15 protein-coding genes are annotated in these 13880 nt (G+C 72.9%); 11 read left to right on the forward strand and 4 right to left on the reverse strand.

What is annotated here, in order from left to right:
- The first annotated feature begins 202 nt into the window (after positions 1–202).
- Together UW392_RS06915 and UW392_RS06920 are read left to right on the forward strand one after the other, a co-directional pair.
- Positions 203–937, forward strand: a complete 735-nt coding sequence (locus UW392_RS06915) for a helix-turn-helix domain-containing protein (RefSeq protein ID WP_320773980.1) — start codon at positions 203–205, stop codon at positions 935–937.
- The gene (locus tag UW392_RS06920; RefSeq protein WP_320773981.1) at positions 934–1704 is read left to right on the forward strand and encodes an SDR family NAD(P)-dependent oxidoreductase; all 771 of its coding nucleotides are present in this window, start codon (positions 934–936) and stop codon (positions 1702–1704) included. Before UW392_RS06915 ends, UW392_RS06920 begins: the two co-directional genes overlap by 4 nt.
- A gap of 64 nt (positions 1705–1768) precedes the next feature.
- Here UW392_RS06920 and UW392_RS06925 read toward each other — a convergent pair whose 3' ends face one another.
- The 4 genes from UW392_RS06925 to UW392_RS06940 all read right to left on the reverse strand — a co-directional run bounded on the left by UW392_RS06925 (position 1769) and on the right by UW392_RS06940 (position 5365).
- The gene (locus tag UW392_RS06925; RefSeq protein ID WP_320773982.1) at positions 1769–2002 is read right to left on the reverse strand and encodes a hypothetical protein; all 234 of its coding nucleotides are present in this window, start codon (positions 2000–2002) and stop codon (positions 1769–1771) included.
- Between the two features lie 45 nt (positions 2003–2047).
- Positions 2048–2752 carry a hypothetical protein gene (locus UW392_RS06930; protein ID WP_320773983.1) on the reverse strand — a complete coding sequence of 235 codons (705 nt, stop codon included), beginning with the start codon at positions 2750–2752 and terminating at the stop codon, positions 2048–2050.
- 211 nt (positions 2753–2963) lie between these two features.
- Positions 2964–4241 (reverse strand): sulfite oxidase, encoded by a 1278-nt coding sequence (locus tag UW392_RS06935; RefSeq protein ID WP_320773984.1) that lies wholly within the window; start codon positions 4239–4241, stop codon positions 2964–2966.
- Between the two features lie 35 nt (positions 4242–4276).
- Positions 4277–5365 carry an amino acid ABC transporter permease gene (locus tag UW392_RS06940; protein WP_320773985.1) on the reverse strand — a complete coding sequence of 363 codons (1089 nt, stop codon included), beginning with the start codon at positions 5363–5365 and terminating at the stop codon, positions 4277–4279.
- 574 nt (positions 5366–5939) lie between these two features.
- Between UW392_RS06940 and UW392_RS06945 the strand changes: the two genes are divergently transcribed.
- From UW392_RS06945 to UW392_RS06985, 9 genes are all read left to right on the forward strand, one after another.
- The gene (locus tag UW392_RS06945; protein WP_320773986.1) at positions 5940–7067 is read left to right on the forward strand and encodes an LLM class flavin-dependent oxidoreductase; all 1128 of its coding nucleotides are present in this window, start codon (positions 5940–5942) and stop codon (positions 7065–7067) included.
- Positions 7064–7585, forward strand: coding sequence for a GNAT family N-acetyltransferase (locus tag UW392_RS06950; protein WP_320773987.1), 522 nt, complete (start codon positions 7064–7066; stop codon positions 7583–7585). The genes UW392_RS06945 and UW392_RS06950 overlap by 4 nt, the downstream gene beginning before the upstream one ends.
- The gene (locus UW392_RS06955) at positions 7582–8514 is read left to right on the forward strand and encodes an ABC transporter substrate-binding protein (RefSeq protein ID WP_320773988.1); all 933 of its coding nucleotides are present in this window, start codon (positions 7582–7584) and stop codon (positions 8512–8514) included. The genes UW392_RS06950 and UW392_RS06955 overlap by 4 nt, the downstream gene beginning before the upstream one ends.
- Positions 8515–8533: 19 nt before the next feature.
- Positions 8534–9565 carry an amino acid ABC transporter permease gene (locus tag UW392_RS06960; protein WP_320773989.1) on the forward strand — a complete coding sequence of 344 codons (1032 nt, stop codon included), beginning with the start codon at positions 8534–8536 and terminating at the stop codon, positions 9563–9565.
- Positions 9562–10326 (forward strand): amino acid ABC transporter ATP-binding protein, encoded by a 765-nt coding sequence (locus tag UW392_RS06965; RefSeq protein ID WP_320773990.1) that lies wholly within the window; start codon positions 9562–9564, stop codon positions 10324–10326. The genes UW392_RS06960 and UW392_RS06965 overlap by 4 nt, the downstream gene beginning before the upstream one ends.
- Positions 10327–10400: 74 nt before the next feature.
- The gene (locus tag UW392_RS06970; RefSeq protein ID WP_320773991.1) at positions 10401–11381 is read left to right on the forward strand and encodes an ABC transporter substrate-binding protein; all 981 of its coding nucleotides are present in this window, start codon (positions 10401–10403) and stop codon (positions 11379–11381) included.
- An 89-nt stretch (positions 11382–11470) separates the two neighbouring features.
- Positions 11471–11554 carry a putative leader peptide gene (locus UW392_RS06975; RefSeq protein WP_320774022.1) on the forward strand — a complete coding sequence of 28 codons (84 nt, stop codon included), beginning with the start codon at positions 11471–11473 and terminating at the stop codon, positions 11552–11554.
- Between the two features lie 114 nt (positions 11555–11668).
- Positions 11669–12346, forward strand: coding sequence for a winged helix-turn-helix domain-containing protein (locus tag UW392_RS06980; protein WP_320773992.1), 678 nt, complete (start codon positions 11669–11671; stop codon positions 12344–12346).
- Between the two features lie 137 nt (positions 12347–12483).
- On the forward strand, positions 12484–13755 hold the full coding sequence (locus UW392_RS06985; protein ID WP_320773993.1) for an acyl-CoA dehydrogenase family protein: 1272 nt from the start codon (positions 12484–12486) through the stop codon (positions 13753–13755).
- Positions 13756–13880: the final 125 nt, after the last annotated feature.

Consider the following 13880-nt stretch of genomic DNA (forward strand, 5'->3'; position numbering starts at 1 on the left):
GCGACGGCGTGACGACGGCGCCCGTCCCGCCCCCGCCCCGCTGCGCGCCGTCCGCCACCTCGCCTCGACGGCAGCCGAGGCCCTGGCCTCCGTGGCGGCCGGGGTACTGGCCTCGGCGACGGGCCGACCGCGCTGAACGACGCGGCGCCACGCGGGCCGCGACAAATGTCCCGACGGGACAATACGGGTGTACGATGCACACATGAGTACGGGTGCCGTCGCCCCCGGTGATGCGGGCGACGCGGAAGAGACGACACCGGACCGCCGACGGCTCCGGTCCCGCCGGACCAGGGCGGCCCTCTCGGCGGCGGCCGTCGACCTCATCCTGGAGGCGGGCCTCGCCGCCACCGGCGTCGAGGCCGTCGCCGACCGCGCGCAGGTCACCCGGCGCACCTTCAGCCGGCACTTCACCGGCAAGGAGGACGCCGCTCTCGACTTCGCCCGTGCCGACGGCGAGCGCATCAACGAGGCGCTGCGCCGGCGCCCCCGGGACGAGCCCCTGCTGAGCGCCTACCGCGCCGCGGTGCACATCTGGCTCACCGACCCCTGCCGCCCCGCCGAACACAGCCGCCCCGGACCGCGGGCCCTCCTCGCGCTGGTCCCGGAGGAACCCGACCTCTTCGCCGCCTACGCGCGCATCCGCGCCGCCGAGCAGAACACCTCGGTGGGCATCCTCGCGCGGCGGCTCGGCGTGGACCCCGCCGCCGACCCGCGGCCCGGCATCGTCGTCGAGGCGGGTGCCGGAGTCCTCGGCACCGTGCTCTACCAGTGGGCCCGGGACACGTCCGCGGGGCCCGAGGACTTGGCCGGGAGAGTGGACCGGGCGTTCGACGCGCTTCTGGAGGAGTCCTTCCTCGCGCGCCGCCCCACGGCCGCCCTCCCGGTCGCGACGCTTCCCGCCCCGGGCAGCGCGAACCAGGAAAGGCGCAACAGATGACATTCCCCGTACTGGACGGCAAGGTCGCCATCGTCACCGGCGCGGCCATGGGCATGGGCGAGGCCACCGCCCGCCTCTTCGCCGAGGCCGGCGCGAAGGTGCTCGTCGCGGACATGAACGAGGAGCGCGGCCGGGCCGTCGTGGAGCAGATCACCGCCGACGGCGGCACCGCCTCCTTCCAGAAGGTCGACGTGGCGGACAGCGCCCAGGTCAAGGAGATGGTGAAGGCCGCCGTCGACACCTGGGGCCGTCTCGACGTCGCGGTCAACAACGCGGCGCTCACCCCCGACGACAAGCCGACCGCCGAGTTCGACGAGGACTACTTCGACCGGCTCATCGCCGTCGACCTCAAGGGCACCGCGCTCTGCCTGAAGTGGGAGCTGCGGCAGCTCATCGCGCAGGGCGACGGCGGCTCGATCGTCAACATCTCCTCCGTCAGCGGCTTCCGGCCGCAGCCGGACAACCCCGCGTACGTGGCCGCCAAGCACGGCGTCAACGGCCTCACCAAGACCGCCGCCGTCGAGAACGGCGCCCACAACATCCGCGTCAACGCGGTCGCGCCGGGCGCCATCGACACGCCCATGCTGCGCGGCGCGCTGGACCAGTTCGGTTTCACCGAGGAGGAGTACGCCCCGCAGCTCAGCCTGCTCGGCCGGTTCGGCCAGCCGCGCGAGGTCGCCCAGGCCAGCCTGTGGCTCGCCTCCGACCAGGCGTCGTACGTGACGGGTTCCGTCATCCACGTGGACGCCGGGTACACCAGCCGCTGAGCGGTACCGCAAGCCGGTGACGCGCCCCGGCGGAGCAGTTCGGGCCGGTGGCGCGCGGTGCAGGTCAGGCCGACAGCGCCACGTTGTCGGGGACGGTGAGGGCGATGTCCGTGAGCACCGGGCGGCCGCCGTGGCGCCGGCCGACCGCGTCGAGGCGCAGCGGACACGGCCCGGCCCCGTCCGGGCCGATCGCCCGGTCCAGGGCCGCCGGAAGGTCCGCCGGCCGAGCCGTGTTGAGCAGATGGCCGGCCTGCGGGTGCCGGACGCCCCGGTGGGCGCGCCGCGAAGGGCGCGCCACCGCGCGATGGGTCCGTCCGGGCGGGTGAGCCGGGTACGGAGTCGCTCACTCGGCCTGCTGGGCCCCGGTCTCCTTCTCGTCCGCCGACGCCTCGGTGGTCTCCGAGACGGTGTAGAAGACGGAGGTGCCCTGCTTGGTGCGCTGCACCAGGTTCTTGGCGACCAGGCCCTCCAGGGTGTTGCGCACGACCGTGGTCTTGACCGGGCGGTCGGCGTGGGCCTCGCCCAGCGCGGTGGCGACCTCGGCGGCGGAGCGCGGCTCCTTCTGGTCGGCCAGCACGCCGCGGATCAGCTCGCCCAGGGTCGGGCCGCCGGTCTTCTTCGCGGCCGGCTTCGCGGCGGGCTTGGGCGTGGACTTGGCGGCCGGCTTGGCGGCGGCCTTCGCGGGCTTGGCGGCAGCCGCCTTCTTGTCGGCCTTGGGCTGCTGCGCAGCGGCCTTCTTGGCGCGGGTCCGCTTGGCCGTACCGCCCTCGGCGGAGGCGGACTTCTTGCGCGGCGCGGGCACCGACGCGGTCTCCGCCACCGTGTCGGCCACGGCGGTGTCCTCGACGGTGGCCTGCGTCGAGCCCAGCGCCTGGCGGATGTTGACCAGCACGCTGTGGTCGCGCTGGAGCGAGGCGAGCTGCTCCTGGAGGGCGGTGATCTCCGTGCTGAGGCGCTCCTGCTCCTTGGCGTTGCGCTCCAGGTCGCCGGTCACCTGTGCCGAGTACTGCGAGGCGAGTTCGGTGGCGGTGGACGCTGTCTCCGACATGGTCGGTCACTCTCCTTGATGCTGACGAAGTCGAACTGTCGGCGGGCAACAGCCCGGTGCCGACGGGCGGTGGGCCGCCCTGCCCGCCGTGTGCGACGGGCGCCGGGACCGGTCTGCTGCGCATGCCCTGAAGTGGAGATACTACGTACAAGTGGTGCCACTTGTTCCTCTCAGGTCGTTTTCCGCTCACTCGACGGTGTCTGACACACCATCAGGTGACGGTGACGGGGTGGCGTACGACCGCGTCGAACAGATATCCCTGGGTGTTGTGGACGGTGGTGTCCGGCTGGGTGTGACCGGCGCCGTCCGTGGCCCTGGCCAGCAGGGTGTACGAACCGGGCGTCCGCGGAAGCCAGTCGGCCGACCAGCGCACCCAGCCGGCCCGGCGGGGCGCGTCGTGCAGCCGCGCCGGGCGCCAGGTCCCGCCGCCGTCGGTGCTCACGTCGACCCGGACGACACCGGCCGCCCCGGACCAGGAGCGGCCGGTGAGGCGGTGTGCGGTGCCGGCGGCCACCTGGGCACCCCACTCCACCTCCCACGCGCTCTTCACCGTCTGCCGGGTGAGCGGAGCACTCCCCTCCACCGGGTGGGCGTCGCCGAACAGCCGGTAGAAGTCGGTGTTCCAGGGCGAGTAGAGGGGCTGCGCGGACACCTCGATGTCCCCCACCCACTTCACGGAGGAGACACCGATCCAGGAGGGCACCAGGACACGTACGGGATACCCGTGGTCGTACGGCAGCGGCTCGCCGTTCATCTCATAGGCGAGCAGCACGTCGTCGAGGGCCTTGGCCAGCGGCAGCGGGCGGCGCACCCGGCCGAGGTTGGCGCCGTCGGCGGTGACGTAGTCGGCGTCCAGGCCGCGCGGCATGACGTCGACGGCGTGCCGCCCGAGCCCCGCCCGGCGCAGCACGTCGGCCAGGCGGACACCGCGCCAGCGGGCGGTGCCGACCGCGCCGAGCGTCCAGGCGGTGCCGCTGACGGTCTGCCCCTGCTGGGTGGTGAAGAAGCTGCGGCCGTTGCCGGCGCACTCCACGAACGCGGTGCGGGTGACGGCCGGGAGCCGTCTGAGGTCGTCGAGGGTGAACTCGACGGAACGGTCGTGGGTGAGTCCGTCGCCGCGCACGGTGAGCACCCAGTCGTCGGCGTCCAGGACGGGGGTGGAGGTGTGGTTGCGGACGAAGAAGCGCTCGTTGGGGGTGTGGTAGCCGGTCTCCGCGAAGGAGGCGAAGCGGGACTCGGCGTTGGTGCCGCGGACGGTGAACCAGCTGTCCGGCAGCGGCTTGACGATGCCCGGCGCGGTGGCCGCGGCGGCGGGCGGGCCGAACGCGGCGGACGTGCCGGCGGCGGCTCCGGCCACCGCCAGCAGCCGCAGCAGGGTGCGCCGGGAGACACCCTCGGCGCGGGCTCCGCCGGTGAGCCACTGGCGCAGTCTGCGGCGGTCGTAGGCGGATTCGGAGAGCTGGGGAGGAAGTGCTTCCGGAGTGTTCACGGGGTGCCTCTCTCGGGAGAACGGAGTGGTGTGTGTCAGGACGGGCGTGGTGCACCGGCCTCGGGCCGGGCGTCGGGTGCCGTCGCCGCGCCCAGCCGCGCGCGCAGGGCGGCGAACCGGCCGCGTAGCCGCCGCACCGGGGTGGGCGGCAGATCGCGGGACGTACCGCGCGCGTAGTGCCGCTCGACGTAGAACTGACCCACGCTCAGTACCGTGGTGACCGCGATGTACCACAGGGTGGCCACCATCAGCAGCGGGATCACCTGGTAGGTCCGGTTGTAGACCAGCTGCACCGAGTACAACAGGTCGTGCACGGCCAGCACACTGACGATGCTCGTCCCCTTCAGCGTGCCGATGAGCATGTTCCCGGCGGTCGGCACGATGGAGCGCATCGCCTGCGGGATCACGATCCGGCGCAGGGTGCGGCGCCTGCTCAGGCCGAGCGCCTGGGCGGCCTCGGTCTGTCCGGCGTCCACCGACAGGATGCCGCCGCGCACCACCTCGGCGGCGTAGGCCGACTCGTGCAGGGTGAGGCCGACGACCGCGGTGAGGGTGGGCCCGAACAGGTTGACCGTCTTCACGGTGACGAACTCCGGGCCGAACGGGACGCCGAGGCCGAGCGTCGGGTACAGCGCGCCGATGTTGAACCAGAACAGCAGCTGCACCAGCAGTGGCGTCGACCGGAAGATCCAGATGAAACCCCAGCTCAGCGTCTGCAGCACCGGGTTGGCCGACAGCCGCGCCACGGCCAGCAGGGTGCCGATCAGGAAGCCGAGCACCATCACGGCGGCCGTCAGCCACAGGGTGAGCAGCAGCCCGTCGACAACGGCGGCGGTGGTGAAGTACCGGCCCACCACCGCCCACTGGAAGGCGTCGTTGCGCACCACGGAGTTGAGCACCATCGCGAAGACCACCAGCGCCGAGGCGGCGGCCACCCAGCGGCCGGCGTGCCGGCGCGGCACGATGCGGGGCGGCTCCGCGCCGGGTGTGTCCGGGGCACGGCCGGGACCGCTGACGACGGGGGAGGCGCCGGCCTCGGAAGAGGCGCCGGCACCAGAGGAGGCGCCCGCATCAGAGGAAGCGCCGGCAGCGGAAGAAGCGGTGACGTCGGAAGGTGTGGCCATCGGGAGGCTCTCCGGGAGGGATGCGCGGGCATGGAAGGCCACCCGGCGTCGTCACACCGCCGCGTCCCTCAACGCGGCGGACCGCACCGCGCGGGGCGGAGCCGGTCCGCGCCGATCGTACGTGCCCCCGGCGCCGGCCTGTCAACAGGGCGCGGGGGCGGTACCGGTATCCGGTCGCTGCTTGACGAGCCGTGAGATGTCCTGCTCAATTAGTTCGCATGACTGCCCAGCAGCGCTTGGTCTCGCGTGACCACATCGACTTCGGTCGGGTGTGGTCCGCGGCGTGTCGCGGCTGACCTCGGCAGCGGGCTGTCCGACCGGCCCTTCCCTCCCTCGGTGACCCCGTCGCGGGCCGAGTCCTTCCTTCCCGCGGGCGCGCGCTGCCATCCCGTTCCCCTTCGCCACTCGGCGTCGTCACGTCCCACCGGTCCGGCACCGGCCGCCCGACCGTCCTGACGCACCACCGGCCCGAACCGACCGGGCCGGCGTCCTCTGACGCACCATCACCTCTTCGTCCACCGGCGGTCGCCCGCCCCGCGCGCGGGCCCGGCGACCCCTGCGAAAGGCCCCTGCCATGCCCGTGGAATTTCTCGGCATCGCCGCCACCAACGACGGCTCGGAGACCACCCCGCGCTCCGGCGCCGCCTTCGACAAGGAGTACACCCTCCGGCTCGCCCGAGCCCACGAGGACCACGGCTGGGACCGGGTGCTCTTCGCCTACGGCTCCGGATCACCCGACCCCGCGCCGGCCGCCGCGTACATCGCGAGCCGCCTGGAACGCCTGGAGATCCTCCTCGCCCACCGGCCCAACGTCTCCTACCCGACCTTCGCCGCCAAGACCTTCGCCACCCTCGACCGGATCAGCGAGGGACGGCTCACCGTCCACTTCATCACCGGCGGCAACGACCACGAGCAGGGCCGCGAGGGCGACACCCTCACCAAGGACGAGCGCTACGCCCGGACCCGCGAGTACATCGGCATCGTCAAGAAGATCTGGACCACCCACGAGCCCTTCGACCACGAGGGCGACCACTACCGCTTCCACGACTTCGTCAGCGACGTCTTCCCGGTCCAGCGGCCGCGCCCCGCCGTCTCGTTCGGCGGCTCGTCACCCGCCGCGTACGCCGCCGGGGGAGCCGAGGCCGACATCTACTGCCTGTGGGGCGAGCCCCTGGAGAAGACCGCCGAGCAGATCGAACGGGTCAAGGCCGCCGCGAAGGCCGCCGGCCGCACCGACGTCCCCCGCATCCAGGCCGCCTTCCGCCCGATCATCGCCCCCACCGAGGAACTGGCCTGGGAGAAGGCGTACCGCACGGTCGGCGCCATCAAGCAGCGCCGCGAGAACGGCCTCGTACGCCACCACCGCGACGGCACCCCGCAGAACACCGGGTCCCAGCGGCTGATCGCCATCGCCGAGGCGGGGGAGCGCTACGACCGCGCCCTGTGGACACCCACCGCCGCCGCCACCGGCGGCGCGGGCAACTCCAACGCCCTGGTCGGCACCCCCGAGACGGTCGCGCAGGCGCTCCTCGACTACTACGACCTCGGCGTCGACATCCTCTCCGCCCGCGGTTACGACCTGCTCGGCGACGCCATCGACTTCGGCCGCCACGTCATCCCGATCGTCCGCGAGGAGGTCGCCAAGCGCGACGCCGAACGCGCCGCCCGCGGCCCCCAGGCCCTCACGGCGGTGCGCGGATGACCGCACCCGTCGAGGCGGCCGACCTGACCTTCGTACGGGTGCCGGTGAGCGACCCCCGGGTCCGGCCGTTGCTGCGCGAACTCGGCGACGAGTACTCCCGGCGATACGGCAAGGACGCCCACGCCGAGCTGGCCCGCTACCCCGACGAGGAGTTCACCGAACCGTACGGCGGCGCCCTGCTGCTGCTCCTGGAGCGCGGCACCCCCGTCGCGGGCGGCGCCTACCGCCGCCACGACACCGCCACCGCCGAACTCAAGCGGATCTGGACGCACTCCGGGCACCGCCGCCGGGGCCTGGCCCGCCGGATCGTCGCCGCCCTCGAACACGAGGCGGCCGCGCACGGCTACCGGCGGATCTACCTGACCACCGGACCACGCCAGCCCGAGGCCCGCGGCCTCTACCTCGCCACCGGCTACACCCCGCTGTTCGACACCGCGGCCGACCCGGAGTCCATCGGCCCGCTGCCGTTCGAGAAACACCTGCCCACCGGGAAGCACCTCAAGGAGAACGACTCGTGACCCGCCGCCCGCGCCATCTGGCCGCCGCCCTCGCCCTGCTGCCCCTGCTGGCGCTGACCGCCTGCGGCTCCGGCGACCCGGAGCCCGTCGGCGCGCAGTCACCGGCACCCTCCGACGACCCGGTCGCCGCCGTCCGAGAGGTCGCCTCCGTCGCCGCGCTGATGCCCGAGGAGGTCCGCAAGGCCGGCACCCTCCGGCTCGGCGGCTCGGTCGGCGCACCGCCCTCCGCGTACTACCCGGACGGCTCCGACAAGGCACCCGCGGGGCAGGACGTCGACATCGCCGACGCCGTGGCCAAGGTGCTCGGCCTCGACATCGAGCGCCAGGACGCGTCGTTCGAGACGATCCTGCCCGCCCTGGAGAGCGGCAAGTACGACGTCGGCACCGGCAACTTCGGCGTCACCACCGAACGTCTGAAGACCATCGACTTCGTCACCTACATCGACGACGGCCAGGGCTTCGCGGTGAAGAAGGGCAGCGACACCCTGAAGAAGAAGGTCACCGACCTCACCCAGCTGTGCGGCCTGACCATCGGCACCAACGCCGGCACCACCTTCGAGACCACCCTGAACGCCCGGAAGGACGTGTGCGCGGACGCGGGGGAGAAGCCGTACGACGTCAAGGTCTACTCGGAGCAGGGAGCCACCCTCACCGCCCTCCAGCAGGGCCGCGTCGACGTCATCATGTCGACCATCAACGGCCTGCGGTACCAGGCCTCCCAGCCCGCCTCGGGCACCGCCTTCCTCGGCGAGTACCACCGCCTCGACGTCGGCTTCGCCTTCAAGAAGGGCTCCCCGCTCACCGAGGCGTTCCGCGCCGCCGTCGACGAACTGATCGAGGACGGCACCTACGCCCGCATCCTCAAGAAGTGGGGAACCTCAGCCTCCGCGATCGACGCCTCGCGGATCAACCCGCCCGAGCACGCGTAAGCCGAGCAGGAACCCCACCATGCGACTCACCACCGACCCCGCCGCACCGCCGGGCACCGCTCCGGCCGCACCGGTCCCCGCCGACCCGGCCTCGCTCAAGGTCGTCCCCGCCCGCCACCACGCCCGGTGGGCCGCGGCCCTCGTCGTCGCCGTGCTCGTGGCCCAGTTCGCCCACGGACTGGCCACCAACCCCGTCTGGGAGTGGGGCGTCTTCGGCGACTACTTCCTGTCCGAGACGATCGTCCAGGCGGTGTGGGTCACCCTCCAGCTCACCGCGTACGCCACCGTCCTCGGCTTCCTGCTGGGCACCGTCCTGGCGTTCATGCGCCTGTCCCGCAGCCCGCTGCTGCAGACCGTCGCCTGGAGCTACATCTGGATCTTCCGGTCCATCCCGATGATCGTCCAGCTGGTGTTCTGGTTCAATCTGAGCGCCCTGTACGAGCGTCTCGGCGTCGGCGTCCCCTTCGGACCGGTCTTCTGGTCCGTCGACAGCGACAGCGTCGTCGGCACCATCGGCGCCGCCGTCATCGGCCTCTCCCTCCACCAGGCCGCCTACGCCGCCGAGATCGTCCGCGGCGGCGTCGTCTCCGTCGACCCCGGCCAGCTGGAGGCCGCCGCGGCGCTCGGCATCCCCCGGCTGCGGCAGATCCGCCGCATCGTGCTGCCGCAGGCGATGCGCGCCATCCTCCCCACCGCCGGCAACGAGATCATCGGCCTGCTCAAAGGCACCTCGGTGGTCTACGTCATGGCCATCGGCGAGCTGTTCTACCAGGTCCAGGTCGTCTACGGCCGCAACGGCCGGGTCATCCCGCTGCTGCTGGTCGCCACCGCCTGGTACGTGGTGCTGACCTCCGTGCTGTCGGTCGCCCAGTACTACGTGGAACGCCGTTTCGCCCGCGGCGCCGACCGCACCCCGCCGCCCACCCCGCTCCAGCGTCTTCGGAACACCGTCCGCTCCCTTCGCGCGGCCGCCGCCCGGCGCGAGGAACCCGTCGTACCGCCGAAGACCCCGTCCGCCGTACGGCCGAAGACCCCGGGAGAGAACCGATGAGCGAGTTCATGGTGGACGTCCGAGGCGTCCACAAGAGTTTCGGTCCGCTCCACGTGCTGCGCGGCGTCGACCTGCAGGTCCGCGCCGGACAGGTCACCGTCGTCCTCGGGCCCTCCGGCTCCGGCAAGTCCACCCTGCTGCGCACCGTCAACCACCTGGAGAAGGTGGACCGCGGCTGGATCAGCATCGACGGCGAACTCATCGGCTACCGCCGCTCCGGCGACAAGCTGCACGAGCTGAAGGAGAAGGACGTCCTCAGGCAGCGCACCCACATCGGGTTCGTGTTCCAGGACTTCAACCTCTTCCCGCACCTGACCGTCCTGGAGAACCTCGTCGAGGCACCCGTCTCCGCGCTGCGACGCCCCCGCAAGGAGGCCGAGGAGCACGCGCACCGGCTGCTGGAGCGCGTCGGCCTCGCCGACAAGGCCGGTGCCTACCCCCGCCAGCTCTCCGGCGGCCAGCAGCAGCGCGTCGCCATCGCCCGCGCCCTCGCCCTGGAGCCGAAGGTGCTGCTCTTCGACGAACCCACCTCCGCGCTCGACCCCGAACTGGTCGGTGAGGTCCTCGACGTCATCAAGGACCTCGCCGGCACCGGCACCACCATGATCGTCGTCACCCACGAGATCGGCTTCGCCCGTGAGGTCGCCGACACCGTCGTGTTCATGGACGGCGGTGTCGTCGTCGAACAGGGCACGCCCGCGGCCGTCCTGGACGCCCCCCGCCACGAACGCACCCGCGCCTTCCTCGCCAAGGTCCTCTGACCTCTCCCTTCTTCCAGTGATCTGCCCCTGATCTGCCCCTGACCGTCCCCTTCTTCCACACCAGGAGAACCGCCGTGCCCGCCCTCGCCCGCACCGCCACCGCCGTCGCCCTCGGGCTGTCCTCCGCCCTCCTCCTCGCCGGCTGCTCCGACCCGTCCGACGGGGGCACCACCGAGATCGCGGACACCTCGGGCGCCAGGACGAGGATCAACCTGAGCGCCGACCAGAAGCGGATCACCACGGAGAAGGTCGACTCCATCGCCGCCCGCCTCCCCGCGGAGATCCGCGAGCGGGGCACCCTCAAGACCGTCGCCTCCTCCACCTCCTCCGCCCCGCTGACCTTCTACGCCACCGACAACAAGACCCAGATCGGGGTCGAGACCGACATCGCCCACCTGGTCGGCGACGTCCTCGGCCTGAAGATCGACACCACCCCTGTCTCCTGGGAGAACATCTTCGTCGGCCTCGACAGCGCCAAGTACGACGTGGGCTTCAGCAACATCACCGTCACCGAGGAGCGCAAGGAGAAGTACGATTTCGCCACCTACCGCGAGGACAACCTCGGCTTCGAGGCGGAGAAGGGCAGCGGCCTGGAGGTCGACGGACCCGAGGACGTCGCCGGTCTGACGGTCGCCGTCAGCAGCGGCACCAACCAGGAGAAGCTGCTCGTCGAGTGGTCGAAGGAGAACGAGGAAGCCGGCCGGAAGCCGGTCGACATCAAGTACTACCAGAACGAGAGCGACACGTATCTCGCCCTGCGGTCCGGGCGCATCGACCTCTACCTCGGTCCCAACCCGACCGCCGCGTACCACGCGGCCACCAGCGGGAAGACGGAGGTCGTCGGCACGTACTCCGGCGCCGGCGACACCCTCCAGGGGCTCATCGCGGCCACCACGAAGAAGGGCAGCGGACTGGTCGAACCGCTCGCCGACGCGCTGGACGAGGTCATCGACAACGGCACCTACGCGAAGGTGCTCGCGCGCTGGGGCCTGGCCGACGAGGCTGTGGAGAAGTCGGAGATCAACCCGCCCGGCCTGCCGAAGACCGATGAGTGAGCGCCCGCCGGACGCGACTTCCCTATAATCCCTACCGGATTTATAGGAAAGCGTTGACTAAGGGAGGCGGGGTGCGCAGGATGGAACACATGTCCAGCACGCAGCAGCCACTGGTTCGCCGTCGGCATGTCGACTTCTGTCGCGTCGCCAGCGCCGTCTGCCGCCGCGCGTGACGCCCCCGGCGACGCGCTGGACCCGCGCCGTCACCCCCACCCCCTCAGCCGCTCGCTCCCCTTCCGGCCGCCCCGTGCGCGCGGCCGCCCGGCGCCCCCGACGAGGAACCCGTCATGACCACCGCCCTGCCCTCCGGGGCCCCGCTCCCCGGTGTCACCGACCCCGGCCCCCGCCATCTGCGGCTCGTGCCCGAACGCCTGCCCGGCGGCCGGGAGACGGCGGGCGCCGAACCGCTCGTCGGCTACCTCGTGTTCGTGCCCGAGGGCACCGACCCCGCCCGCCTGCTCGTCGAGGGCGGGCCGCGGCCGGTCGTCCACCCCCTCACCCCCGTACCGGCCGCCCCCGGCACGGACGGTCCCGCCACCGGGAGCGCGTCCGGCAGCGCGGCGGGAGCGGACGCCGAGGACGCGGCGGGACCGGAGGCCGGTGGCGCGGCGCGACCGGAGGCAGGCGGCGGGGCCGAGGAGGAGCCCGGCATCCGCGTCGACACCGTGCGGCGCGTCGCGGAGGTCGACGGACGCGTACTGGACCTGACCTACCTGGAGTTCGAACTCCTCGCCCACCTCGTCGCCCACCCCGACCGGGTCCTCTCCCGCGAGACGCTCATCGGCAGCGTCTGGGGGTACGGCCACGTCGGTGACGGCCGCACCGTCGACGTGCACATCGCCCGGGTGCGGGCCAAGCTCGGCCGCGCCCACCGGCACCGGATCGTCACCGTCCGGCGGATCGGCTACAAGTACACCCCCGGCCGGCGGCCGTGTTCCGGCGCCGCGGCCCGCGGACAGTCCTGAGGAGGAACGACAGTGGCACAGCCCGAGCCCGGCCCGGTGTCCTTCCGGCACCGGCCCACCGCCCCACGGCCGAACGGACGTGCCAGAACCACCGGGAGCCGCCCGGCGGCCGTCCGCTCCGGCCGGGCGGGCCGGCCGTGACGCCGACGTGCCCCGCCCCCGACGGAGTGCGGGACCGCGCCCACTGGCTGCGCGTCGCCCGCGAGGTGGCCGACGACCTGGCGACCGACGCCATCGTCCGCGACCAGGCGGGCAAGCCGCCCTTCGACGAGGTGGCCCGGCTGCGCGAGGCCGGCCTGCTCACCCTGCTGATCTCCGCCGAGCACGGCGGGGGAGGGGCGGACTGGGCCACCGCCCACGCCGTCGTCCGTGACATCGCCGCGGCCGACGGTGCGATCGGCCAACTCCTCGGCGGGCACTACGTACTGTCCTGGACCGCCCGCTTCTTCGCCGGACCCGAACCGGCCGAACGGGTCGCGCGGGAGTCCGCCGCCGGGCAGTGGTGCTGGGGCGGCGGCTTCGCGGCCCACGAACCGCCACTCCGGCTGACCCCGGACCCCTCCGGCGGCTTCGCGCTGAACGGCCGTCAGGGCACCGTCGGCGGCGCCCGGGTCGCCGACCGGCTGGCCGTCCGCGCCGCCCGGTCCGACACCGGCGAGCCACTGGCCGTCCTCGTCGACCCCGCCCGTCCCGGCGTGACGAGCGGCGACGACGGGGACGCGTTCGGCCAGCGGCTGTCGGGCGGCGGCAGCGTGGAGTTCGACGCCGTGCCGGTCGCGGACGACGCGGTCCTCGGCTCGCTCTCCTCCGACGAGGGCGCGCTGCCGCCGTTCGCCGGCCTCGCCGCCGCCACCGCGCGCCTGGTCTCCGCCCAGCTCTGCCTCGGCATCGCCGAGGGCGTCCTCGCCGAAGCCCGGGAGTACACCAGGACCCGGGAGTACACCCGGGCCGGTGAGTACACCCGGGCCGGTGAGTTCGGCCGCCCCGGCGAGTACGCCGAGCCCGGTGTCCCGGTCTGGCAGGGCGGCCTCTCCCGGGACCCGTACGTCCTCGTCACCTACGGCGAACTCACCGTGGACGCGCGGGCGGCGTCCGCCCTCGCCGACCAGGCCGTGGCCGCCCTCGACGACGGCCTCGCCCGCGGCGAGGACCTCACCGACGACGAGTGCGCCGAGATCTCCGTGCTCGCCGCGGCCGCCGAAGCCGCCGCCGCGCGCGCCGTCCACGACGTCACCACCCGCACCCTGGACGTCATCGGCCCCGGAGCCGCCTCCTCCCGCCACGGCTTCGACCGCTTCTGGCGCAACGCCCGCACCCACACCCTCTCCCACCCCGTCGCCCACGGGCTGCGGGAGGTCGGCGACTACTTCCTCAGCGGCGCCCACCCGCCGTTCGCACTCCCCGCCTGACGGCACCCTTGACGGTTCGGGAAGGCTGATCGACACTCACAAGCAGAATCCCTAGTGAATCGGTAGGAAACATGGGGCGTCAGTCACGGGCAGGAGAGCGTGTCCTTCGCACGCGCCGCCCGTCC

Source organism: Streptomyces sp. CRN 30 (genome assembly GCF_034105845.1).